The sequence below is a fragment of the Bacillus altaicus genome, assembly GCF_042136375.2.
GTDB classification, from domain to species: domain Bacteria; phylum Bacillota; class Bacilli; order Bacillales; family Bacillaceae_G; genus Bacillus_A; species Bacillus_A cereus_U.
This window is the reverse complement of the sequence record NZ_CM143394.1, coordinates 2,362,431-2,385,615: the sequence shown is the minus strand read 5'-3', so window position 1 is coordinate 2,385,615 and position 23,185 is coordinate 2,362,431. Positions and strand designations below refer to the sequence as shown.

Sequence of the window (23,185 nt, the reverse complement as noted above, 5' to 3'; positions counted from 1 at the left end):
ATATTAAAGTATTCTTTAGAAATTAAGCCTTAATAAAGATTGTATTTCAAATTCACTGGTTTACTAGCAATTTTGTTTTCAAATATGTAAGGATCCTATATCCCTTTAAATTTCACTATTTATTTCGTTACTTCTCCAAATTGCGCTCTCGTCACTTTCATCAAATCTTCAACTTTAAGCTCAATTTGCACGCCAATTTTCCCGCCACTTACAATGATCGTTTCGAGCGATTGGGCGCTTTCATCAATACATGTAGAAAATAACTTCTTCATCCCTACTGGTGAACAACCGCCGCGAATATATCCTGAAACTTTCGTAATATCTTTAACAGGAATCATTTCTATCTTTTTTTCACCTACTGCTTTTGCAGCTGCTTTTAAATTTAATTCCTCATCTACTGGGATAATAAACACATGATAATCCTTACTATTCCCTTGAGCGATAAGTGTTTTATATACTTCTCTCACTTCTCGTCCAATCTTCTCCGCTACTGATACGCCATCAATTTTCCCGTCATTTGGATCGTATGACATCATGGAATATTCAATTTTTTCTTTATCTAATATTCGCATCGCATTTGTTTTATCTTTTTTCATAATGTTCTCCTTAAAAGGTTATTTCATATCATTAAGTTTTCTTTTATTATACACTCTTTTCCATTTCTCCTACATCACTTCACGCTTTTTTCAAAACTGAAAACATTGATTTTTCAAAATTCATCTGATATAATTTTGAAAAACTTATGTTAAGGAGAGATTTGTAATGCGAAATTTTAATACTTCTTTCCAACTTCATCATCATACGTAACGCCGTGTATCCGAAGAAAAATTTTTCTTCGTGGGTACAGGGCTTTTCCTGTTGACCCACGAAGCGTTTATACAGCTATGTGGGTATTTTTATACCCGCATAGCTTTTTTTAATTTAAAAGAGGAGTGATTATGGTGGAAATGAAAAATGTAAAAGGGACAAAAGACTATTTACCAGAGGAGCAAGTGCTGCGGAATAAAATTAAAAGAACGTGTGAAGATACATTTGAACGCTATGGGTGTAAACCTTTAGAAACTCCAACGTTAAATATGTATGAACTTATGTCATACAAGTACGGCGGTGGTGATGAGATTTTAAAAGAAATATACACACTTCAGGATCAAGGAAAACGCGACCTTGCCTTACGTTACGATTTAACAATTCCCTTCGCAAAAGTTGTCGCGATGAATCCGAACATCCGCCTTCCTTTTAAACGATATGAAATTGGTAAAGTATTTCGAGATGGTCCGATTAAACAAGGGAGATTTCGTGAATTCATTCAATGTGATGTTGATATAGTTGGTGTAGAGTCTGTCATGGCAGAAGCTGAACTCATGAGCATGGCATTTGAACTATTCCGAACGTTAAACTTAGAAGTAACGATTCAATATAATAATCGAAAATTATTAAACGGTATTCTCCAGTCTATTAACATCCCTACCGAATTAACGAGTGACGTAATTTTATCATTGGATAAAATCGAAAAGATTGGGATTGATGGTGTACGAAAAGATGTATTAGAGCGCGGGATTACTGTAGAAATGGCCGACACGATATGTAATACCGTTGTATCTTGCCTAAAACTTACTATTGCCGACTTTAAAGAAACTTTCAATAATCCACTCGTTGCCGATGGAGTAAACGAATTGCAACAATTACAGCAATACTTACTCGCTCTCGGAATAAATGAAAATACGATATTCAATCCGTTTTTAGCAAGGGGACTCACAATGTATACAGGCACTGTGTATGAAATCTTTCTAAAAGATGGCATGATTACATCTAGCATCGGTAGCGGTGGTCGTTACGATAATATTATCGGCGCCTTCCGTGGTGATAATATGAGCTATCCAACTGTAGGGATTTCATTCGGTTTAGATGTTATTTATACCGCGCTTCAAAAACAAGAAACAATAGCATCTATAGCGGATCTTTTTATCATTCCACTCGGGACTGAATTACAATGTTTACAAATTGCCCAGCAATTACGCACTACTACTTCATTAAAAGTCGAACTTGAACTAGCAGGGCGTAAATTGAAACGTGCCCTTAATTATGCAAATAAAGAAAATATCCCTTATGTGCTTATAATTGGTGAAGAGGAAATTACTACAGAAACAGTTGTGCTGCGAAATATGAAAGAAGGTAGTGAAGTAAAGGTTCCCCTTTCTTCCTTAGAAAATAACACATTTAATAACTATATATAATAAGGGCCACCCTCATTTGGGTGGTTTTTCTAGTGAAGAAATAAAAAACCACTTAGTTTACATAATATGATTATTGATTACTAAAAATGTAATTTTCAACCATATACAAAAAAAGAGGGCAGATATGCATCTCCCTCTTTTGTCTAACTCTTTTTATTATTATTCTTGTTCTTGCTCGTCCATAATCTTCTCGAACGCCGCAGATACTTTTTCAAATTCCTCGTCATTCTCTATGTATGAGAATTCATTATCTTCTTCTACTTTTAAAAAGAAGATATCAATGTCTTCCTCTGTTTCTGTTTGAATGTCTTCTACAAAGGCAACCGCAATGTATTCTGCTCCTTCGACATCCATCGCTCCAAGTACTTCAACTTCCTGTTCTTCATTATTCTCATCACTAAGACTAAAAACTTCGCCTACTTCAATTGCTTCCATATTCATTCTCCTCCTATCATACTCTAAAAAGTAAAACGTTCAAATTGCACACTTACTAACATATCTTTCCATAAAAAAGTTGAATTCATACAGAAAGAACAACAAATTCTTGCTGATTCAGCAAAAGTATTCAACTATAAGGATATCATTTATGAATAGGAATGAACATATTTTAAATGAGATAATTGGATTAATTAATTTTAAATCCTCCATGTTCCATAATGATTCTTTCATATAGGTAGCAGATATGTCACCTTTCAATCTGTAAGTAACTACTAAAATGGTACCTCATACCCTGATTCGTTTCCGTACGTTTTTAGGATGAGAGATAAATCCTTCTATATAAAGTGAAAATTTAATCAATGGGGTGTTTACGTGCAGCCCGACTCCCACCTAACTTCTTTGCACCAGCCGAATTTTGAGGTGGGAGTTTTACTGCCCACAAATAGCGGGATAAACTAAAGAGACTTATGCAGCAATTCTAGTACATCTTTCATCGCAAAAGGACCGTCTTTTTTTACATGCTCAGCGAATTCAGAAACGAGACGTAATGTTTTCACACTTTCGATTGGATGATCCCCTGACGCACTTTCAGCAGAAAGCATAACAGCATTCGTTCCGTCCAATACAGCCTGAAATACATCAGTCACCTCAGCTCTTGTAGGAATAGAGTGATCTACCATAGATTGAAGCATTTGTGTCGCTGTAATTACATATGTATTCGTTCGATTGCACTCACGAATCATCATTTTTTGTAAAAGCGGAATAAATTGATACGGCAGTTCCACACCTAAATCTCCCCTTGCGATCATAATGCCATCCGCTTCTTTGCATATGTCTTGAAAATTCTCGATTGCTTCCATCGTTTCTATTTTTGCAATTAAATTTGGGGAAGTTTCTTTATGCTCTTGTATAAAATCTCGTATTTCCTTTATATGACTAGGTTTTCGCACAAAGGAACACGCAATAAAATCAACATTCTCTTCTAAAAGAAACTGAATGTCTTTTTTATCTTTCTCTGTAATAGCTGGTAAACTAACAATTGCACCTGGTAAGTTTACCCCTTTATGAGAGGCAATATTTCCACCTATTTTTATCCTCGTTTCTATTTTGTCCGCACTTACCTTTTCAACGATTAACTCAACTTCTCCATCATTTATAAGAATCCTACTTCCAACTTTCACGTCATTCGCAATCCCTACATAATCAACACTTGCTTCTTCTTTATTCCCTTGAACTGGATTGGTATGTAAAATAAATAACTCCCCTGCTTCAAGTGTAATTTGTTCCTCTTTCATTTCACCCAATCTTATTTTAGGACCTTGTACATCCCCTAGAATTTTAATAGAATCGTCTAACGATTTTACTAAACGAATGATATCTTTATGACTTTCATGCGTGCCATGTGATAAATTTAACCGAACAATTTTCATACCATTGTTTATTAACTGCGCTAATGTTTCTTTATTATTACTTGCTGGCCCAATTGTGCAAACTCGATCAATTGTCATTTTCCCACCATCCTTTTTTAAATGTTTCCCCTAAAATAAAGAGAAGATTCTTTTTATAAGAAAGACCGTGCAACAAAGAGATTTTATATGAGGAGAATATTTTGCTGAAGAAGTAGCTTAAATTTAATTTTTTGGCTCAATCGTTATTGTTAGTTTCATGACAATAGGGAACTACTAACAATATTAAAACATCAAAACCTTGTTTACATACGAATGTTAGATTGGGATATCAAAAACAACCTATGGAGGAACCACAATGACTACCCTTCGTAAAAAGATAATGAGACTAACATTAGTAGGAACGGTAGCACTAGGGTCATTAGCAGCAGGAAGCATAATGAACGATAACGAGGTAAAAGCTGAGGTAAAAAAAGTAGGAAAGCAACCTAAAAATGTGATTTTTATGGTTATAGATGGGACAAGCTCTTCTGCTACAACATTAGCCCGGTGGTATAAAGGTTCACCTCTTGCACTAGATCAAATTGTATCCGGAGGTGTTCGTACGTATTCAGCAGAATCAGCTATTACGGATTCTGCACCAGCAGCCACAGCTTTAGCAACAGGAAATAAATCAAATTCAGGCTACGTGGGCGTATTACCTTCTGTTGTGAATTCACCTGGCTTAGAACCAGTGAAAGAAGAATGCAAGTTTCGTCCAGTTGCCAACGTCTTAGAAGGCGCAAAACGTTCCGGCCGCGCGACAGGAATCATTGCTACATCAGAAATTCAGCATGCTACTCCGGCTAGTTTCTCTGCCCACCATGCTAACCGCAAGAATTTTGAAGTAATTGGTGAACAGCAAGTTTATCAAAATATAGAAGTTATATTAGGTGGTGGCAAGGCGGCACTTCAGCCTACGACAAGCAACGGAATTCGTAAAGACAACGAAGATTTAGTAAAAGTGATTCAAGGAAAAGGGTACGACTTTGTCGAAACAAAAGATGCGTTATTAAACTCCAAATCAAATAAAATCTGGGGTTCTTTCTCTAATACTGCCCTTGCATTCGATATGGATCGTGAGGCAAATCATCCTGAGCAGCCAACTCTTTCCCAGATGACGAGAAAAGCAATTCAAACATTATCAAAAGATAAAGATGGTTTCTTCTTATTCGTAGAAGGCAGTAAGGCAGATTGGGCAGCACATGTAAATGACCCAATCGGAATGATTAGCGATGTATTGGCGTTTGATGATGCGGTTACAGAAGCATTAACATTTGCGAAGAAAGATGGTAACACTATGGTCATTGCTTTAGCGGATCATGGGAATAGCGGTATTTCCATTGGTAACAGCAATACCACAAAAGGCTATGATACCACACCAGTATCAGCTTACATTGACCCACTGAAAAAGGCAAAAATGACACTTGAAGGTGCTACAAATAAACTAAAAGATGATTTATCTAATATAAAAGAAGTCGCTGCTCTTTACGGTTTAGACAACCTAACTGATGATGAAAGAGAAAAGTTAAAAGCTGTACAAAAGAAAACTGATGTAGGTCCAATCCTTACTAAATTATTGGCCAACCGGGCGAACATCGGTTTTACAACTGGTGGTCATACGGGTGAAGATGTATTCTTATACTCTTACGGTCCTCAAAAGCCATACGGTTTAGTCCAAAATACAGACATTGCAAAAATAATGGCTAAAGCAATGGGCTTTCAATTAGGAGAAATAACCAACAAATTATTCTTAGATGCTGAAACAGCCTTTAAACAAACTGGTGCAATTGTAACGATTGACAAAAAAGATGCACGAAACCCGGTGCTTGTAGTAAAACGCGATAATACGGAGGCCAAATTATTTGTTAATAAAAACATTATCTGTATCGGTGGAAAAGATTATGAATTAGGAAGTGTTGTTGTAGAAAGCAACGGGAAATTCTATGTACCTGAAAAAGCAATTCAACTATTCACTAAGTATTCTTGCTAAAATAAAAAAGAATCCAAAGGACCTGCTACATGCTCGTTCGCTGTACAAACCCAATATCTTTAGCGATATGGGACAAAAGACATTGAATTTCCTGTGCAAATAATTGTAACTCGTCAGATTTAAAAACAGACATAAAAAAACGCCATCCTTTCTATAGAAAGGATGGCGTTTTTTTCGTTATATAGATACAAATTTATCTTATTGAATCCATTCAACAATAGTATCCATAGTTTGTCTTGTTTTATTAAATTTTGGTTCTCCTTTACGGTATCCGAATGCAACCATAACTGATACCTCAAGATTATCATCTTTTAAAATTCCTTCTTGACGAAGTAAAGAATCTACTTTTTCTTTATCGAATCCTTCCATTGGACAAGAATCAATACCGATTTGAGCTGCACTAGTCATCATATTAGCTAAAGCAATATAAGATTGCTTTGATGACCAATCAAATACAGCACGTTCGGAGTCTAACAATTTAAAATCCGATTCTTGGAATTTTTTGAAGAATTCATATCTCATCTGTTGAGCTTCTTCAGGCAATCCAATAATATCTTTCATCATGTGCTGAATATACTCTGCATCATAGTGCATATCTTTGATGGTTCTTGAAAGAACAATGACAAAATGACTTGCTGTTGAAAGCTGCCCACCTGCTCCCCATGAATATGGTAATAGTTTTTCTCTTAATTCTTTATTTTGAACCACAATAAATTTCCAAGGCTCATATCCAAAAGAAGAAGGAGATAATCTTCCTGTTTCTAAAATAAACTCAAAATCATCTTCTGAAATTTTCTTCATAGGATCAAACTCTTTACACGCATGTCTAAAGTTAAAAGCTTCCATAATTTTTTGTTTTGTGTTAGTCATAAAAGTTCCTCTTTTCATTAATTTATTACTTAACTAAATTATATTTTTTAAGTAACAATGTTACAAGTACGCACATTTTTGTGCTATAGTATCAAAAAAGATACTATTGTTAAGGGAGAGTCTTTTTATGATTAGTTCAAAAGAAGATGATGTAAATTATCCATTTTTAAATAAATATTCTTGTCCAGTAGAAGCTATCGTCGAGGTTATTGGCGGGAAATGGAAAGGTGTTATTCTTTATCATTTGTTAGATGGTAAAAAACGATTTAATGAATTAAAAAGATTAAAACCTAATATCACCCAAAGAATGTTAACACTTCAACTTAGAGAACTTGAAGCAGATGGCATCGTACATCGGGAGGTATATCGTGAAGTGCCCCCTAAAGTAGAATATTCGTTAACTGAACTTGGTGAGTCATTACGTCCAATTATCCTTTTAATGATGGAATGGGCAACTAATAATATGGAGCAGGTTTTGGAAAGTAGAAATAACACTAAATAATATTTAAAACCTGTACTTAACCATTACAAACAACTCAAAAAAAATTGCCTCTTAGTATACAGGCAATCTTTTTTGAGTAAAGGGATTATTTTGTTTAAATCTTCCTTAAATCGCACTCCTATTCGTTAACCTCAAAGTAACTTCCTGTATAATACAATTAAGTAATTAATAGGAGTGTTATTCATGTCAGATATATTAAGACTCGTTATCTTCATTATTGTTGCAATTGGTGCAATCATTAACTTATATCTAGAGTTTAAAAAACCTAAAAAAAGTATATTCTCAATAATTTTTCTATCGATACTCCTTATTGGGGCCTCAGGTTTAATTAAAGATATTTTATCTCGACTTTTATAGAAGAATGAATAAAATCCGATATTCCGTCAATAATGTAGACAACATTATATTTTCTCCATTCCCCCTTGGAGATGAGCAGTTAGCTTTTGCTAGCTGCTCTTTTGATTTGCACCCCAACCATGAATGCAATAATTATATAACTTCCCATCAATATGATCTGTACACTCATCATATTTAGCTTTTGTCCCACAAACTTCATTCACTTCTAGGACACTGCTTCTTGCTGTAAAAATAACGTCTGAGCTTGTTAGGTAAATATAGAAGTGTCCTAATCCTACATTCCGGACCATCGCCTTCCCTTTGCAATCTTACTTCAATTTATTTCTTAATGTTTCAATACACATTTATCTCACCACTTTTCTACAAAATGAAATTTTCGTTAAAAATAATGAAATTTAAAAACTTCTAAATTGCAAATGAACTCTTTATTTCTTAAACTCTAAACAATAAATAACAAGATTTAGATAGTATAATTCGAGCCCACATACTACCTCATCAAACTAAAAAGGCCTACTCATACGAGTAGGCTTTTGAAACTATGAAAGCTTCGTTAATAATTGATTTAAATCTTTTTTCGTTTTCGTCGTTAATGACTTCATTTTATTAACATCTATCTTTTCTTTCTCCGCTCCTACAATTAACGGATACATACTTTGGCCGATTGTTTTGTACTCAGTCGGATGCGATGCTTCTAACTCTTTTTCAATTACATCCCATTTCTCATTAATTTGTTTTCCAAGTTTATTAACTGTTTCTAATTTAGGGTTTGCAGCTAATTGCTTATCTAGACTTTCAATTAATGTAACGACTTCTTTTACATTTGTTTTCACAGCTACGCTTTTCTTCGGATCTTTAGTAGTCTTTCCACTTGTCGTTTGGTCTGTCGTCTTTCCGCTAGTTGATTGATCTGTTGTTTTTCCGCTAGTAGTTTGATCATTCGTTTTTCCTGTCGTTTCTTTTTCTTTCGTTGTTTTGCCGTTACTTTCTGTTCCTGATGATTCCTTTGTATTTTTTGCATCCTTATCTGTTTTTTCATTCGAAGAAGTATTTGTGTCTTTTTCAGTATCTTTCGTTGTTTTTGACGCTTCATCTGCACTCGTCGTTTTTGATTGCTCTTCATTTTGTGTAGTTTCTGGATCCTTCTTCGCTTCATCTTTATCTGTGAAGGTACTACAAGCTGCCATTGAAAGCATTGTACCAATTGCTACTGATGCGATAGCGACCTTTTTCATTTTCATATAAATCCCCCTATGTTTATATAATTTATCCTCCTCTTTACGATTCTATTTCCCCTTAAAAAATCCCTTTTCACACGAATCACCATCTTTCCGACAGTAATCTTCATAATAATACGTACAAAAAACGATAAATTTATTTTAATATTCGAGTTTCTTCTACTTCATTTTTCTCCTCTGTAGCAAAAGAAAAAGAGTATGTTGTCACATGAAGATTTTCAATCTACAAATGACAACATACCCTCCTATCAATTTTTTATCTTTCTTGACATTTTATTCACACAAAAAAACAAAATAATTCCTAATTTTTTTGTTTCTCAACATTTGTTAACATAATATTTTTATGAATAACCACCGTTCGAATGAATGACTTGCCCAGTAACCCACTTCGCCTCTTCACTTACTAAAAAAGCAATTAAACGTGCAGCATCCACCGGTTCTCCCACTCTACCTTGCGGGAATTTCCATACTAAATGATGCTGTAATTCCTCTGTAATCCATCCTGTATTCGTTGGTCCTGGATCAACAGCATTGACTGTAATCCCCTTCTCCATAGCAACTGGTGCAACTGACTTTGTAAATGCTTCTATTGCTCCCTTTGTTGCTGCGTATGCCAGTTCATCTGGCATTGGTCCTAATGACTGCCCAGAAGTAAGATTGATAATACTTCCACTCGTTTTAAGTGAAAAATGTTTCATAAATAATGAACTTAATAACATAGGAGCACGAACATTGACCGTATAATGTTTATCTAACCGTTCTACATCTAACTCTTCAATTTTCGTATGAGTAGAATACGCCGCATTATTAATAAGAATAGATGGCTCACCTAACCGTTCTGATACCATATACAATACACGATTAGGCGAATAAGACTGCGATAAGTTGATTTCTGCCATTTCACATCGAACGCCGTAACTTTCAATTTCCTTTTTCAACAAAAAGGGTTCTTGATCATTCATTCCCCGCCGCATTGCTTTATCATACCGAGGCCAGTACGTGAAAAAGACATCTATCCCCTTTTGAGCAAGCACCTTGCATACAGCTGCACCAATTCCATTCAGACGAGTTGCCCCTGTTACAATTGCTATTTTCCTCACCTTTTCTCCTCCATCTATAGATATATCCTCTGCACGAATACAGAGGATATATCTTCTTATTGAATATTTGACAATATACGCTCTGCACCTAATTTTAAAATTCTAATTAAAATTAGGTTGGCAATGGTAAACAGTATAAATAAAATAATAAACATAACCCACAGTCCTACCTGAAGGACAAAGTATAATACACTTACTCCCGCTACAATAATTAAAGCTATTAAAATATTAGCTAAAAAATTCCACAAAGTTGTGTATCGACTCTTAAATAATTTTTGTTCTGTATCCCAATGTATATCTGCAGTTTGTGCATCCCAGCGCGTACCGATTAAATTAATTAAAAGCAACCCGTTCGCACTTAGTAAAAACCACAGTATCATGAAGACTGGAGAAACTTTTGCTACAACTGCCATCGTAATACCGAATACTGCTAAAATGACCACATTAATTAACCAAGCAGTTATTGCTTTCGCAAAAAAGATATCCGAAGCCTTTACTGGTAAGTAACGATTCACAAACCATGAACTTCCATCTCGAGAAAATGAAGTTGTCGCAATAACGTTACTCCCCATTAAAAATATGGATGCACAAAGGCCAACACCAATTGCGAAGCCTGCAGATTCTGGATTATCAATATATTCCGTAATCCATTTTAAATTTCCATCTTGTACAAATAAAACAAAGAACAACATAATTGGCATAACGAAAGTTTGTACAATACAATTTAAGAAAAATTGTGGCGTGCGGAATAACGTTTTAAATTCTTTTTTCACATATGCTTTTAAATGTGAACTTTGTACCGTTGATTTCTGTAGGCCTTCTGCTGAAATTACCTCTTTCTTTGCTGTACTCGTTGAAAGACCAATAACCCCTTTTAAATATGTACGCTCTGCAATGTAGTAAAATAGCCCGAAAAATACGATTGAAATAAGAATGTATATTAGTACGTATACTATTCCCTTCCACGATGCACTTTCTACTAATCCCATTGCACCAAAATATGTAGTCGGAAAATAATTTGTCATTTGTATGAAAAGGGAGGATTGATTATTTGCAAGATAATTCACAACTGAATCTCCAGCTCCAGATACTGCACTTTTATTTCTCCACTGCATAAATACATTGATTCCGACGATAAATAGTATACTTACGATTCCAATAAATATATTTCCTCGATCTTTATTTTTCGCTATATTCGTATATCTCATAATAATTGTCATAATTAACGAAGCTAGCACTAACGGAACGATCGGGAAGAATAAGTAAATGACAATCATATATAGGTAGTATGTAATAAACGCACCACTCTTTAAACCGTAAGTAATAAAGATAGGCCATAAAATAAACGAACTCATTACGTATTGTGTAATTAACACTGTAAAGAACTTTGCCGAAATAATTTGCGCTGGTTTTAACGGTAACGGTAGTAACATTTCAACATCATTACTATAGTAAAACACTGTTAAAATGTTCATAATACCCATCAAAAATACCCATATACTCGCAACCGCTAGTCCCATTGCGATAATAATTCCTGGCTCCTGACCAATATGTTTCATACCTTCATACATTCCATGCGTCATCGAACCAAATATTAAAAAGCCAACAAATAAAATCGCTGCAAAGGAAAATAAATATGCCCATCGTTTCTTTTTATCAGTTATAAAATCTGCATAATTTAATTTCAATAATACTTTCGTTAACGTCCAAATTTTACTCATTACCCGTCATCTCCAAGAACATTTTTTCAAGTGATTCATTGGATTTAAAATGATCTCTCATTTCATTTAGATTTCCATTAAACTGCAAATTACCCTTATTAATAATAGCGACACGGTCACATATTTTTTCCGCCACTTCTAATACGTGTGTAGAGAAAAATACAATCTTCCCTTTATCTGCATGTTCTCTCATCATTTCTTTTAAAATATATGCAGATTTCGGATCAAGCCCTGTTAACGGTTCATCTAAAATCCATACATCCGGCTCATGTATAAGCACACCAATAATAACAATCTTTTGTCTCATACCGTGTGAATAACTTTGAATTTGATCAGATAAAGCATTATAAAGATCAAACTTCTTCGCTAAAGACTCTATTCGTTCTTGCCTTACTTCCTTCGGTACTTCATACATATCAGCCATAAAGTTTAAATATTCAATCCCTTTTAATCGTAAAAACATATCCGGGCTATCTGGAACATAGCCAAATGTTTTCTTCGCTTCCATCGGGTTTTTCATAATATCTTTACCATTGATTGTAATGGTCCCTTTGTCCACCCCATGAATACCAGTAATCATCTTAATTGTCGTTGATTTACCTGCACCATTCGGTCCTAAAAACCCGAATATTTCTCCGCTAGGTACAGATAAACTTAAATCTTTTACTGCGTAGTTAGATCCATTATAACTTTTTGACACATTCATAATTTCAATCATTACATCCAATCCTTTCCTTAATTACCAATTAACTATATTAATATTATAGCATACTTATATTTTTAGATTTTTACATTTTTCAGTTTTTTCAACCTTTAAAATAAATATAAACTCCTAATCCAACGATTAAAACAACGGCTAGTATAATATAAATCATCGTAAGTCGTTTAATATTTCCTTTTGTCGCTTTACTATAATTCGCATCACCATTTCGCCCAATTAACACCGTTCCAATTACAGTAATCACTACAAGTAATATAACGATCATTATCCCAGTTAACATTTCTTCCTCCCCCTCCTTACAAACATTTTACGATATTTCCCTTTTCATTTTACAGAATATTTAACCTTTTTTACTATTATTATGAAATAAATCGTAAAACTATTATTACCACTAATTTCTATATGTGATATATTTATAACATATAGTGATTTATTTCTAACATCGAAAGGAGAATCTATCGTGAAAACAACTTGGATTAAATATTTAGGATTTCTCGGCTTCTTTGGGTTTCTCGGATTTTTTTACGAAAAAGGACTGTTTACTATGTTCTGTTTCTTCTCCTTTTTCACGACGTATAGAAAAGTTCGTCACGATGAGCTTTTTGAACAAATCGTCAATAAATCGTGCCGCAATGCTTTTATCGTTACGTTATTAACAACCGCTATCATTATGTTTATTGAAATGTTATTTCCAAACCCTACACTACAAGAAATTGATATCGCTCTTATTTTCGGCACACTTATTCTTACGTTCGGATTCTCTATCTTCTTTTACGATAAACCTGTTGATGAAATGGAAGATGCACCATGGCGTTCGTAACGAAGATAAAAGAATACCGCGCCAAAGTGCATATGACGCAGGAAGATTTAGCGAAAAAGGTTGGGGTGCGCCGTGAAACGATTAGCCATCTTGAAAAAGGAAAATATAATCCTTCCTTACAGCTTGCTCACGATATTGCGAAGGCACTTCATAGTACGATTGATGAGGTTTTTATTTTTGAGGATTAATAAAGGGCACAAAATCATCAGAATCACATAAAAAATACCGGCATTCTTCCCATAAAGAATACCGGTACTTCTCATTTATCTCTCTATTTACGGGCAGTAAGACTCCCACTGATTAAAGTTTCACTTTATCACCCATACAAAACCGCATGAAATACACCTAACAGTAAGTATTGATCCTCTATATAATCCTCATCATATACATTCATCTCGATGTAATACATATCTTCCTCAAGACGAATATTCCAATCTGCTATTACATAGCCCTTTCGTAATACCTTTCCAATCCCAAGTGAATTTTTGTGAACAACATATTCTTCTGTCTTATATATAAAGGTAAATAAGAAATTTGCATCCAATAACTTTCCGTCACATACAATTATTTCATGCTCTGCACCATTATTATCGATGTACGTTACTAAAATCTTTCTTTGGCGCCGCCTACTTGCATCCTTTGCAATGACGCGAATATTGTCCTTACTATCCTTTATTTCATAATTGATATTACTACCAACTTTCGGAATGAAGTCTAGCACTTTCATCAACGTATTTTTATAATAGCCCCGTACTACGCCTACTTGCTTGCTTCCATTGTAAACCTCTATCGGCGTCGTATCTTCTTTACTATCACACAGTCGTTTGTAAGAAAGCTGCATAATCCGCTCTCCTCTTAAGTACTGATCAAACGTCACAGGATATTCTATCGCGCGCAGTTCCTTATTTAGCTCATATAAATAGCGTTGAACGCTCTCTACTAATGTTGCAGTAGATATACGCTCCTGAAGTTCAAATTCTTGCCAACCGGAAGAAACTCTCCACTGATTGTCCTCTTCATAGAAAAAACAAAGAATTAACTCATCATCTTCAATCGTTTCATAATTCATATGTATGTTCTGCCCGTGTTGAACTTGTTCCATCCACTGTCCTAAATAAATGCCCAGCTCTGCGACCTTCATGCATGACTTTTGAAAAAGTACTCTATCACCCACACAAATCGTTAAATCCCCTTCGATAAAGCCATTTGTATAAGCAACATACCGTGGCTCATCCTTCTGTGGAATAGCCTTGTCTAACTCAAATAAAAACGTTAACATCCTTCACTCACCTCTAGTTGTTACACAGCTCATACTTGACATCGCATTACTCTGAGAAACTATGTATTATATACACATATTTAACTAATACCTTATAACACGTGAATGACATTAGTATAGTAGCGCTATTTTTTCTTTGCGAATTCCCTCAAAACAACATACTCCCAATATATCGACCACAACTCAAATTATATCAGCGATTTTTTCAATATATCGATTTACCGACACCCATCGACAATAGGAAAATCTTATGAGAAGGAAACTACTTTTCCTTCTACAATTTCCATAATACGAAGCAGACTCTCCACTTCATAGGTCGGCTTAACACTTGTCTTGTTTTCTTTCAGACTCGGGTTATACCAACACGTATCAATACCGTAATCTTCTCCGCCTTTCATATCAGAAGTTAAGGAATCTCCAACCATTAGTACACTTGATTTATCAGTAATCCCAAGCTTTTCAAATGCATAATCAAAAATCTCACGTGCTGGTTTTTGATGGCCTACCTCTTCAGAAATAATGATATGATCAAAGAAGTTACATAAAGGCGAATTTCCAATTCTAGATTGTTGCACCTTAGTGTATCCATTCGTAATAATACCTAACTTACAATCTTGAAGGTTCTCACATAGTTTCACTGCACCTTCTATAAGATGTACTTCTTTCCCTACGTTTTCAAGGTATACGTCACTAAATTGCTGCGCATCTACTTCTATATTATGAAGTGCAAATAATTGTCTAAATCGATCTACCGCTAATTCACTTAGCGTAATCATTTTATTTTCTAAATCTCTCCATAATCCATTACTAATCTCTTTATAACTTGCAAGATAATCATTATACCCTGTAGGCATGCCAAATTGTACAAACGCGTTATGTAATGCGTTTCTTTCTGTTTCAGGGAAATCTAATAATGTATCGTCTACGTCAAATAGTATTACTTTGTATCTCATGTTGTTCTCCTCAATTCCTATATTCTCATAGCTTAATTATAGCAACAATAAGAAAAGGAGGCTAATCCAAACCAGCCTCCCTTCTCATTATTTATCTTCCAGCAATAATTCTTTCATTTCCTCTAACGATTCTTTCGTAAATCCAAGAGCTTTTTCAGCGTATGCTTCAACTGATCCATACTGCTTTTTAATTTCATCAATCGCAGCTTGTAAATACTCAGCACGAGCTTCAAACATCGCACCTAATATTGCTCTACTTTCATCGTTTTGTAATTTTGCACCTAAAAATGCCATCATTTTTTCGTTTAACTTCTCACGGAAACCGTTACTTAATAAATAGTCTTGCATTACCGTTTCTTCTGATACACCTAATAGAAGTAATAATAATGCGGAACCAAATCCAGTACGGTCTTTTCCAGCTGTACAGTGGTTTACTAACGGTAAGTTTTCCGGGTTTTGCGCCAGTTTTAAGAAGCTCACGAATGCTTCATTACCACTTACGAAATCTTGATTCATTTTCACAAGATACTCGCCTGGTTTCCCTAACATAGAAAGGTCACCAACTTGGAAAAACTCATTTATATTTAAATCTTTCGCTAAGTCTTGCATAACTGGTAAGCATACTTGGCGAGCACCTGTAATGCCAGGGTTCGGCTTATGCTTTACTTCAAAATCTGTACGGTAATCACAAATTAACTTTAAGCCCGACTTCTGTAAATACTCAATATCCCATTCTGTTAATCCTGCTAATTCTTCAGAACGATACAATTTACCCCATTTTACTTTACGGCCTTCAGTCGTTTCATATCCTCCCATATCACGGAAGTTAAACGCACCTTGTAATGGTAATCTGCGCTCCGCGACTGTAACTGCTTGTCCATTACTTCCTACTAACCTAAAATAGGGACGCTCATTTTCACTCGGATTTGCAATTGTAGTAAATGACTCTCCATTTACCGTCACAAGTAATTCACCATTTTCTTCAATATGATTTGGTGAAGTACTCCAATAAATTTTAACTTCTTCTATATTATTTTCCCACTCTATATGTAACGTGTTATCTTCATTTCGTTCTACAGTTGCTTGTAACCAATTTATTTGTTGCTTCATACTTCCACCAACGCTTTCTTCGTATAGTATAATCCTTCTCTATTGTATTATAGGAAAGCTTACTTTGTCGTTCCGATTTTTCTTTTTATCTTACAAACATGCAAAAAGTTCTTTTACTTGTTCATAAGTTGTACATGGGTTCCCGCGAAATGAGTTCGCGAGAGTACGTCATTCATCCTTCTAAACTCTTTTCGCATATCGCTCACTACAACTCAGCTGCTGACATCCATTCTTTTCAAAAACATCATTCATCCACTCATCTTGTGCATTTGCCTCACCGATATAATAAGATGCGCCTATTTCCTTTAAGACAAACATCGCCCCTGTAAATAATGCTGCTTCATACTCTTTATTTCGCATATTTGGAACAAGCGCGAAACACACAAGTCTTCCTTCTTCTAACGTTCCTTTCTCAATATGCGGGATTACAATTCCTATCGGCTCTTCATTTGCAACAGCTGTTAAACAATGTTCTTTCCATTGCCCACCAATTTCTTGTAGCATCATATTTACAAATTGATCATACGCTATTTCTTCTTCCATCAGCTCATTCCAAAGAGAATAAAAAGCATCTTCTCCAACCTCTTCAATAAGCTTAAAATCAATATCACTTTCTATATCGTCCACTTCATATATATCTTTAAATACTATTATATTTTCAGCAATATGTTCAAATGAATACTTTCCAAAGCATTTCTTATATACATCATAATTGGGACTTTTCGAAGAAACTTCAAATTGTAGATTTTCTAATCTACCTTTTTTCGCCTCAGTAACAAAATATTGCATCATTTCTTCAATTTGCTCTTCTGTAAAAACCTCTGCATTATTTTCTTTTATCATTATAGAAGAAGCACTTCTTCTTATTTTAAAATGTTTTTCTAATTGTTTTATAATCGTCATACTCTTCCCTCATCTATGTAATACTTGAATTTTAGTTTGGTCTCCTTGCATGAGCAGGATTGTCCTTGAATATATAGAATACAAGAAAAGATCGCATCTTTAAAGTGCGGAGGAGGTTCTCCATTGGATATTACAGCGTTGCAACAACAGTTAGAGCTTATACAACAAAATGATTATTCGCAAATGCAACATATAAATATAGATGAGTTAACAACAAATATGCTTAAGCACATTGGAACTACTGACAGTTACATTCGCTATCAGCTGATTTATAATTGTTTTTCTCACTTTATTCAATATGAGCTTCTACTCGATGATCAACTTAAATTACTTTTACATACTTGTTTAAGCGATGAATACTTATATTTTGATATTCATTCCCCATATACAGATGGGGTTTTCACACGCTCTTATACTGTTTCATTAATTGCTTTAATCCTCCAATTTTCCAACTCCCACTACTTTCTAACTGAGGAGGATGTTACAGAAATAAAACAAAAGCTCATAACATATACAAATCTAGAGACTGATTTCCGCGGATATATTGAAGATAAAGGCTGGGCTCATTGTATTGCACACGTTTCTGATGCATTTAATGAAATTATCCAAAATTCCTATATTACCTTTGAATGCTATGAAGAAATGATACATTGTTTATTAAATAAAATCTTCACTTCGGCAGATATTTATCATAATAATGAAGATGAAAGAGTTGTCACTCCGTTAGTATCGATGGTGTATCATGACTTTGCACAAGAAGATTTGATTTCCATTATTCATAAAAAAGTACAGAGACTTCCTCAAATTAGAAAACGCCTTTCTCTCAATGAATATTGCATTTTATGCGCCAACATTAAAACATTTTTACGTACATTATTCTTTAGAACAAAAAATGATCACAACTTAGCTTTCACCGCACATAAGACGGAAAAAATGTTAAAAGAACTGCCCAACTATTATTAAGTACAAGGAGAAAAAATATGGGTTATATTGAAGATATGAGACAACGAGTAGGAAATCATCCACTCATTTTAATAGGATCACACGCAATTATATTAAATGAAAATAATGAAATATTACTGCAGCTCCGTACAGATTTTAACCGCTGGGGGATTATTGGGGGTGCATTAGAATATAACGAAACACTGGAAGACGCTTTAAAACGCGAAGTATTTGAAGAAACTGGACTTACCGTAAAAAATGTAGAACTGTTCCGTACATATTCTGGACCAGATTTTTTTCAAATCTATCCAAACGGTGTCCAGGTACACGGTGTACTTGTTATTTATATTTGCCGTGAATTCCAAGGTGAGCTTATATGCGACCAAACTGAATCAAAAGAATTACGCTTCTTTCCGCTTGATGAGTTGCCTAGCAATCTTCCTCCAGTTATTGAGGGGATTATTGCAGATTTCCAACAAAAACAAGGGAACGCTTAACGTTCCCTCTCAAATCCAATTCGTTTTTTTATTTCCGCTAAATTTACCTTCGCAATAGCTCGTGCCTTCTCAGCACCTTTTTCTAACGCCTCATATAGTAAATGCGGCTCATTCATATACTTAACGTATTTTTCGCGAGAATCTGCTAACTCACGGTCTACAACGCGGAATAAGTCTTTTTTCACATCACCCCAACCAATACCGGTCTCATACTTTTCACGCATCGACTGAATTTCATCCTCTGCCGCAAACTCTTTATAAATCATAAATAACGTTTCCAGTTCTTTCGGTTCATTTGGAAGTGAAGAATCTGTTTTTATTTTTAAAATGAGCTTTCGGAGTTTTTCTTTCTCTGTAAATAACGGGATAACATTTCCATAACTTTTACTCATCTTTCTTCCATCAAGACCAGGTAAAATTGCTCCGTCTTCTTGTATCACATACTCTGGAAGCGTAAATGTCATGCCAAATGTATGATTAAAGTACGCCGCAATATCACGCGCAATTTCAATATGCTGGATTTGATCCTTTCCAACAGGTACATGAGTGGCTTGAAATAATAAAATATCCGCCGCCATTAAAATCGGATACGTATATAATCCCATATTAACTCCAGCATCTATCTCTAATCCCGCTTCTTTATTTTGCTCTACCTTCGCCTTATATGCATGAGCACGGTTCATAAGACCTTTCGGAGTTAGGCAAGATAGTATCCACGTTAATTCTAAAATCTCCGGTATTTCTGTTTGTCGATAAAAAATAATGTCTTCGCTAAGTCCAAGTGATAACCAAGTAGCTGCTACCTCTTTCGTATAACTACTGAACTTCGCCGGATCATGCACAGCATTTAACGCATGATAGTCTGCTATGAAATATAACGCTTTTCCTTCTTTGTTTTTTGACATTTGTAATGCAGGCTTAATCGCTCCAATATAATTGCCTAAATGCGGGTAGCCTGTTGGTTTAATTCCTGTTAACATAATTTTCTCGCTCATCCCAACTCCTCCTTTCTCAAAATAAAAAGAGCCCCTCATCCTTAAAAAAGGACGAGAGACTCCCGCGGTACCACCTTAATTAGCTATATTATAGCTCACTTCAAGCTTCTATAACGGGAAGTAACCGTCTTCGCCTACTCATTTCAGCTAGAAGCTCCAGAGCCCATTCCATATTCATCCCTTACTGATTCGCACCAAATATCAGCTCTCTGAAAAGTTTTGAATATGTACTCTTCTCTTTCATTGCTTTTTAGTTGTTTTTTACAGTTTATCACATTTCCTTTCCAATTAAACCCTAATTTTCTGTTTTATATAGCAGGAATTTCCACCTTAATTGTCTAATAATATATAGGTTTGCAGAAATACTCGAAACAACTTTGGAGGTTTTTTCATGGTAAAATATATATCCATTTTAGGTTCAACAGGATCCATTGGCACATCTGCATTAGATGTCGTTTCCGCTCATCCTGAACATTTTAAAATCGTCGGTTTAACCGCAAATTATAATATCGATCTTCTCGAAAAACAAATCGAATCTTTTCAGCCTCGTATTGTAAGCGTAGCGACAAAAGAATTAGCGGACACATTACGTTCTCGTATTTCAACAAATACAAAAATTACATATGGAACTGATGGTTTACTTGAAGTATCTACCCATCCTGATACAAATCTTGTATTAAGTTCAGTTGTCGGTGTTTCAGGTTTACTCCCAACAATTGAAGCATTAAAGGCGAAGAAAGATATCGCTATCGCTAACAAAGAAACTTTAGTTGCAGCTGGACATATCGTCACCGAACTAGCGAAACAAAACGGATGCCGCCTAATTCCAGTTGATAGTGAACATTCAGCCATTTTCCAATGTTTAAATGGGGAAAATAATAAGGAAATCGAAAAATTAATTGTTACAGCTTCTGGCGGCGCTTTTCGTGATAAAACACGTGAAGAAATGAAAACATTACAAGCGAAGGATGCTTTAAAACACCCAAACTGGTTAATGGGCGCAAAACTAACGATAGATTCTGCCACGTTAATGAATAAAGGGTTTGAAGTGATGGAAGCTAAGTGGCTATTCGATATTCCTTATGAAAAAATTGATGTTATGATTCATAAAGAAAGTATCATTCACTCTTTAGTGGAATTTATTGATGGATCAGTCATGGCACAGCTCGGTGCTCCTGATATGAGAATGCCGATTCAATATGCGTTTCACTACCCTACTCGACTACCTTCATCCTATGAAAAATTAAATTTATTAGAAATTGGTAGTTTGCATTTTGAAAAACCAAATTTAGAGAAGTTCCCCTGTCTACAATATGCATTTGAATGTGGAAAAATTGGCGGTACAACTCCAGCCGTATTAAATGCAGCGAACGAAATTGCAAATGCACTATTTCTTAAAAATGAAATTGCATTTTTCGATATCGAAAAAACAATTTACAATACAGTTGAAGCTCATCATAACGTAAAAGATCCTTCACTCGATGATATATTAGAAGCTGATCAATGGGCACGCCAATACGCAAATCAATTGTTAATGAAAAAGAGCTAAAACAGGTTTCTCTGTTTTAGCTCTTTTTTCACGTATTCAGCTTCACAAATCTATAACCGTGCGTAACTAAAACTTTTAATATCGCATACCCTGGAATTGCTAAAATAATCCCCATAATTCCAAATAAATTTCCCGCAGTTAAAATGATAAATATAATAGTAATCGGGTGAATATCTAACTTTTTCCCCATGACTTGCGGAGAAATAAATTTACCCTCTGCTAATTGTACAATCATCATAACGATAATTACTTTTAACACCATTGATGGCGAGTCGATAAATGCGATAATTAAAGCTGGTGTAATTGCAATGATTGGTCCTACGTACGGAACGATATTTACAATCATCGCTAAAATAGCAAGTAGTACCGCATATTTAATACCAATAATAAGATAACCGATTAATAGCATAATACCGATAAATAAACTAACAATAATTTGTCCTCTAATATACGAACTAATCGCATAATGCATATCATCTAGTATTCTCTTCGCAGCTGGTTGTCTTTGCTCAGATATAAACTTTAAAAAATGATTCGGTAATTGCTCACCATCTTTTAAAAGATAGAACAAAATAAACGGAACCATTACAAATGTTAAAACAACTTCAGTAATTGTACTTAAAAATCCAGTTACATTTCCTGTTACTGATGATAATGACTTTGTAAAATTCATTGTAGAATCTTTTACGATATTAGCAAAATCAATATTTAAACTTTCCTGCATTCTACCAATTACATTACTTTCTCCAAATTTACGTGCTGCCCTTTCGATTTCATGCCCGAAATATGGCAAGTTATCTATTAAAGCATTTACTTGATCTTTAATAATTGGAATAACCGTGACCGCAAGAAAAACAAATAATCCAAGAACAATTATATATATCGAGGCAATTGACACAATTCTCGACACACCTTTTCTTTCTAAAAGAGAAACGAATGGATGCAATATATAAAATAGTACTCCCGCTAATAATACTGGGAAAAAGATTGTTTTTAAAAATACGACGAACGGTGTAAAGACGAATGATATTTTTGTAAGTAATAATATATTTACAAACAGCAACGCGAATCCAAGTAGTACAGCTAAATAATTTTGTTCTTTAAAAAACTTTTTCAACTTATCTCTTTTTCTTATATTTACTTTCTCCAAGTGTACCACCTCTCTAATTAGGAAAAGCCCTAAAAGGGCGTTATAAAACAATCAGTAATAGCCTTTATTTTCTTGCAGCTTTTACTACAAATGATACAATAAGAATTAACACAATTGCACCTAATAATGCTGGTACGACATGAATCCCACCAAACGATGGCCCAAAAGATCCAAATAATCTACTACCTAACCAAGCTCCTAGTAAACCAGCAATTATATTTCCAAACATACCAGCTGGAAAATTTTTACCCGTTATAGAACTAGCAATTATACCTATAATAGCACCAACTATTAATGTAATAATCCATCCCATTTTTAGTCCCTCATTTCTATTATAGTTTGTATTATCAAATACAAGAGTAGCTAAACTC

At 34.7% G+C, this 23,185-nt stretch carries 25 protein-coding genes and 1 other annotated feature; of the genes, 8 read left to right on the top strand and 17 right to left on the bottom strand.

Features of this window, described 5'->3' with window-relative positions:
- Positions 1-119: 119 nt before the first annotated feature.
- Positions 120-596 carry a Cys-tRNA(Pro) deacylase gene (gene ybaK / locus ACE38F_RS12460; protein WP_375370447.1) on the bottom strand — a complete coding sequence of 159 codons (477 nt, stop codon included), beginning with the start codon at positions 594-596 and terminating at the stop codon, positions 120-122.
- Positions 597-938: 342 nt separating this feature from the next.
- Here ybaK and ACE38F_RS12455 point away from each other — a divergent pair, with 342 nt between their 5' ends.
- On the top strand, positions 939-2,234 hold the full coding sequence (locus tag ACE38F_RS12455) for a histidine--tRNA ligase (RefSeq protein ID WP_375370448.1): 1,296 nt from the start codon (positions 939-941) through the stop codon (positions 2,232-2,234).
- 159 nt (positions 2,235-2,393) lie between these two features.
- Here ACE38F_RS12455 and ACE38F_RS12450 read toward each other — a convergent pair whose 3' ends face one another.
- Positions 2,394-2,675 carry a DUF1292 domain-containing protein gene (locus ACE38F_RS12450; RefSeq protein ID WP_341306276.1) on the bottom strand — a complete coding sequence of 94 codons (282 nt, stop codon included), beginning with the start codon at positions 2,673-2,675 and terminating at the stop codon, positions 2,394-2,396.
- 452 nt (positions 2,676-3,127) lie between these two features.
- On the bottom strand, positions 3,128-4,180 hold the full coding sequence (locus tag ACE38F_RS12445; RefSeq protein WP_375370449.1) for a pyruvate kinase: 1,053 nt from the start codon (positions 4,178-4,180) through the stop codon (positions 3,128-3,130).
- Positions 4,181-4,436: 256 nt separating this feature from the next.
- Here ACE38F_RS12445 and ACE38F_RS12440 point away from each other — a divergent pair, with 256 nt between their 5' ends.
- Complete coding sequence (locus ACE38F_RS12440) at positions 4,437-6,110, top strand: alkaline phosphatase (protein ID WP_375370450.1); 1,674 nt, start codon at positions 4,437-4,439, stop codon at positions 6,108-6,110.
- Between the two features lie 198 nt (positions 6,111-6,308).
- Here ACE38F_RS12440 and ACE38F_RS12435 read toward each other — a convergent pair whose 3' ends face one another.
- Positions 6,309-6,998 (bottom strand): NAD(P)H-dependent oxidoreductase, encoded by a 690-nt coding sequence (locus tag ACE38F_RS12435; RefSeq protein WP_375370452.1) that lies wholly within the window; start codon positions 6,996-6,998, stop codon positions 6,309-6,311.
- A 109-nt stretch (positions 6,999-7,107) separates the two neighbouring features.
- On the opposite strand from ACE38F_RS12435, the gene ACE38F_RS12430 reads away from it, so the two are divergent.
- On the top strand, positions 7,108-7,482 hold the full coding sequence (locus ACE38F_RS12430; protein ID WP_002128279.1) for a winged helix-turn-helix transcriptional regulator: 375 nt from the start codon (positions 7,108-7,110) through the stop codon (positions 7,480-7,482).
- A 446-nt stretch (positions 7,483-7,928) separates the two neighbouring features.
- Here ACE38F_RS12430 and ACE38F_RS12425 read toward each other — a convergent pair whose 3' ends face one another.
- The 6 genes from ACE38F_RS12425 to ACE38F_RS12400 all read right to left on the bottom strand — a co-directional run bounded on the left by ACE38F_RS12425 (position 7,929) and on the right by ACE38F_RS12400 (position 12,896).
- Positions 7,929-8,129, bottom strand: a complete 201-nt coding sequence (locus ACE38F_RS12425) for a hypothetical protein (protein ID WP_375370533.1) — start codon at positions 8,127-8,129, stop codon at positions 7,929-7,931.
- Between the two features lie 246 nt (positions 8,130-8,375).
- Positions 8,376-9,077, bottom strand: a complete 702-nt coding sequence (locus tag ACE38F_RS12420; RefSeq protein WP_375370454.1) for a hypothetical protein — start codon at positions 9,075-9,077, stop codon at positions 8,376-8,378.
- 338 nt (positions 9,078-9,415) lie between these two features.
- On the bottom strand, positions 9,416-10,174 hold the full coding sequence (locus ACE38F_RS12415) for an SDR family oxidoreductase (RefSeq protein WP_375370455.1): 759 nt from the start codon (positions 10,172-10,174) through the stop codon (positions 9,416-9,418).
- 56 nt (positions 10,175-10,230) lie between these two features.
- The gene (locus ACE38F_RS12410) at positions 10,231-11,895 is read right to left on the bottom strand and encodes a putative ABC transporter permease subunit (protein WP_375370456.1); all 1,665 of its coding nucleotides are present in this window, start codon (positions 11,893-11,895) and stop codon (positions 10,231-10,233) included.
- Entirely contained in the window at positions 11,888-12,613 is a 726-nt protein-coding gene (locus ACE38F_RS12405; RefSeq protein ID WP_375370457.1) for an ABC transporter ATP-binding protein, read from the bottom strand. Before ACE38F_RS12405 ends, ACE38F_RS12410 begins: the two co-directional genes overlap by 8 nt.
- 88 nt (positions 12,614-12,701) lie before the next feature.
- Entirely contained in the window at positions 12,702-12,896 is a 195-nt protein-coding gene (locus ACE38F_RS12400) for a hypothetical protein (protein ID WP_002142517.1), read from the bottom strand.
- A 180-nt stretch (positions 12,897-13,076) separates the two neighbouring features.
- Between ACE38F_RS12400 and ACE38F_RS12395 the strand changes: the two genes are divergently transcribed.
- Positions 13,077-13,436 carry a DUF3796 domain-containing protein gene (locus ACE38F_RS12395; protein ID WP_215553636.1) on the top strand — a complete coding sequence of 120 codons (360 nt, stop codon included), beginning with the start codon at positions 13,077-13,079 and terminating at the stop codon, positions 13,434-13,436.
- Positions 13,424-13,624, top strand: a complete 201-nt coding sequence (locus ACE38F_RS12390) for a helix-turn-helix transcriptional regulator (protein WP_215553637.1) — start codon at positions 13,424-13,426, stop codon at positions 13,622-13,624. Before ACE38F_RS12395 ends, ACE38F_RS12390 begins: the two co-directional genes overlap by 13 nt.
- Positions 13,625-13,752: 128 nt before the next feature.
- On the opposite strand, the gene ACE38F_RS12385 is transcribed toward ACE38F_RS12390, so the two are convergent.
- The 4 genes from ACE38F_RS12385 to ACE38F_RS12370 all read right to left on the bottom strand — a co-directional run bounded on the left by ACE38F_RS12385 (position 13,753) and on the right by ACE38F_RS12370 (position 17,681).
- Positions 13,753-14,715, bottom strand: a complete 963-nt coding sequence (locus tag ACE38F_RS12385) for a tubby C-terminal domain-like protein (protein ID WP_375370458.1) — start codon at positions 14,713-14,715, stop codon at positions 13,753-13,755.
- Between the two features lie 248 nt (positions 14,716-14,963).
- Positions 14,964-15,668, bottom strand: coding sequence for a YjjG family noncanonical pyrimidine nucleotidase (locus tag ACE38F_RS12380; RefSeq protein WP_375370459.1), 705 nt, complete (start codon positions 15,666-15,668; stop codon positions 14,964-14,966).
- Positions 15,669-15,755: 87 nt separating this feature from the next.
- Positions 15,756-16,778 (bottom strand): tyrosine-protein phosphatase, encoded by a 1,023-nt coding sequence (locus ACE38F_RS12375; RefSeq protein WP_375370460.1) that lies wholly within the window; start codon positions 16,776-16,778, stop codon positions 15,756-15,758.
- A gap of 180 nt (positions 16,779-16,958) precedes the next feature.
- Positions 16,959-17,681 (bottom strand): GNAT family N-acetyltransferase, encoded by a 723-nt coding sequence (locus ACE38F_RS12370; RefSeq protein WP_375370461.1) that lies wholly within the window; start codon positions 17,679-17,681, stop codon positions 16,959-16,961.
- A 123-nt stretch (positions 17,682-17,804) separates the two neighbouring features.
- Here ACE38F_RS12370 and ACE38F_RS12365 point away from each other — a divergent pair, with 123 nt between their 5' ends.
- Both ACE38F_RS12365 and ACE38F_RS12360 read left to right on the top strand, forming a co-directional pair.
- A complete protein-coding gene (locus tag ACE38F_RS12365) occupies positions 17,805-18,644 on the top strand; it encodes a DUF2785 domain-containing protein (protein ID WP_375370462.1) in 840 nt (279 codons plus the stop codon).
- A gap of 17 nt (positions 18,645-18,661) precedes the next feature.
- Positions 18,662-19,120 carry an NUDIX hydrolase gene (locus ACE38F_RS12360; RefSeq protein WP_375370463.1) on the top strand — a complete coding sequence of 153 codons (459 nt, stop codon included), beginning with the start codon at positions 18,662-18,664 and terminating at the stop codon, positions 19,118-19,120.
- On the opposite strand, the gene ACE38F_RS12355 is transcribed toward ACE38F_RS12360, so the two are convergent.
- Positions 19,117-20,154: a tryptophan--tRNA ligase gene (locus ACE38F_RS12355; protein WP_375370464.1), complete on the bottom strand. Its 1,038-nt coding sequence runs from the start codon at positions 20,152-20,154 to the stop codon at positions 19,117-19,119. The genes ACE38F_RS12360 and ACE38F_RS12355 overlap by 4 nt on opposite strands.
- Before the next feature lie 5 nt (positions 20,155-20,159).
- Positions 20,160-20,368 (bottom strand) — a binding site (T-box leader).
- A 138-nt stretch (positions 20,369-20,506) separates the two neighbouring features.
- On the opposite strand from ACE38F_RS12355, the gene ACE38F_RS12350 reads away from it, so the two are divergent.
- Positions 20,507-21,664 (top strand): 1-deoxy-D-xylulose-5-phosphate reductoisomerase, encoded by a 1,158-nt coding sequence (locus tag ACE38F_RS12350; protein ID WP_002084398.1) that lies wholly within the window; start codon positions 20,507-20,509, stop codon positions 21,662-21,664.
- 28 nt (positions 21,665-21,692) lie between these two features.
- On the opposite strand, the gene ACE38F_RS12345 is transcribed toward ACE38F_RS12350, so the two are convergent.
- On the bottom strand, positions 21,693-22,814 hold the full coding sequence (locus tag ACE38F_RS12345) for an AI-2E family transporter (RefSeq protein WP_002033358.1): 1,122 nt from the start codon (positions 22,812-22,814) through the stop codon (positions 21,693-21,695).
- Positions 22,815-22,878: 64 nt separating this feature from the next.
- Positions 22,879-23,127: a GlsB/YeaQ/YmgE family stress response membrane protein gene (locus tag ACE38F_RS12340; RefSeq protein ID WP_002033357.1), complete on the bottom strand. Its 249-nt coding sequence runs from the start codon at positions 23,125-23,127 to the stop codon at positions 22,879-22,881.
- Positions 23,128-23,185: the final 58 nt, after the last annotated feature.

Coding starts and splice junctions, on each gene's coding strand:
- ACE38F_RS12445 (WP_375370449.1), bottom strand. CDS start 4,180: ATGACAATTGATCGAGTTTGCACAATTGGGCCAGCAAGTAATAATAAA.
- ACE38F_RS12405 (WP_375370457.1), bottom strand. CDS start 12,613: ATGATTGAAATTATGAATGTGTCAAAAAGTTATAATGGATCTAACTAC.
- ACE38F_RS12410 (WP_375370456.1), bottom strand. CDS start 11,895: ATGAGTAAAATTTGGACGTTAACGAAAGTATTATTGAAATTAAATTAT.
- ACE38F_RS12385 (WP_375370458.1), bottom strand. CDS start 14,715: ATGTTAACGTTTTTATTTGAGTTAGACAAGGCTATTCCACAGAAGGAT.
- ACE38F_RS12425 (WP_375370533.1), bottom strand. CDS start 8,129: ATGGTCCGGAATGTAGGATTAGGACACTTCTATATTTACCTAACAAGC.
- ACE38F_RS12400 (WP_002142517.1), bottom strand. CDS start 12,896: ATGTTAACTGGGATAATGATCGTTATATTACTTGTAGTGATTACTGTA.
- ACE38F_RS12370 (WP_375370461.1), bottom strand. CDS start 17,681: ATGACGATTATAAAACAATTAGAAAAACATTTTAAAATAAGAAGAAGT.
- ACE38F_RS12360 (WP_375370463.1), top strand. CDS start 18,662: ATGGGTTATATTGAAGATATGAGACAACGAGTAGGAAATCATCCACTC.
- ACE38F_RS12420 (WP_375370454.1), bottom strand. CDS start 9,077: ATGAAAATGAAAAAGGTCGCTATCGCATCAGTAGCAATTGGTACAATG.
- ACE38F_RS12390 (WP_215553637.1), top strand. CDS start 13,424: ATGGCGTTCGTAACGAAGATAAAAGAATACCGCGCCAAAGTGCATATG.
- ACE38F_RS12340 (WP_002033357.1), bottom strand. CDS start 23,127: ATGGGATGGATTATTACATTAATAGTTGGTGCTATTATAGGTATAATT.
- ACE38F_RS12440 (WP_375370450.1), top strand. CDS start 4,437: ATGACTACCCTTCGTAAAAAGATAATGAGACTAACATTAGTAGGAACG.
- ACE38F_RS12350 (WP_002084398.1), top strand. CDS start 20,507: ATGGTAAAATATATATCCATTTTAGGTTCAACAGGATCCATTGGCACA.
- ACE38F_RS12435 (WP_375370452.1), bottom strand. CDS start 6,998: ATGAAAAGAGGAACTTTTATGACTAACACAAAACAAAAAATTATGGAA.
- ACE38F_RS12430 (WP_002128279.1), top strand. CDS start 7,108: ATGATTAGTTCAAAAGAAGATGATGTAAATTATCCATTTTTAAATAAA.
- ybaK (WP_375370447.1), bottom strand. CDS start 596: ATGAAAAAAGATAAAACAAATGCGATGCGAATATTAGATAAAGAAAAA.
- ACE38F_RS12380 (WP_375370459.1), bottom strand. CDS start 15,668: ATGAGATACAAAGTAATACTATTTGACGTAGACGATACATTATTAGAT.
- ACE38F_RS12375 (WP_375370460.1), bottom strand. CDS start 16,778: ATGAAGCAACAAATAAATTGGTTACAAGCAACTGTAGAACGAAATGAA.
- ACE38F_RS12450 (WP_341306276.1), bottom strand. CDS start 2,675: ATGAATATGGAAGCAATTGAAGTAGGCGAAGTTTTTAGTCTTAGTGAT.
- ACE38F_RS12455 (WP_375370448.1), top strand. CDS start 939: ATGGTGGAAATGAAAAATGTAAAAGGGACAAAAGACTATTTACCAGAG.
- ACE38F_RS12355 (WP_375370464.1), bottom strand. CDS start 20,154: ATGAGGGGCTCTTTTTATTTTGAGAAAGGAGGAGTTGGGATGAGCGAG.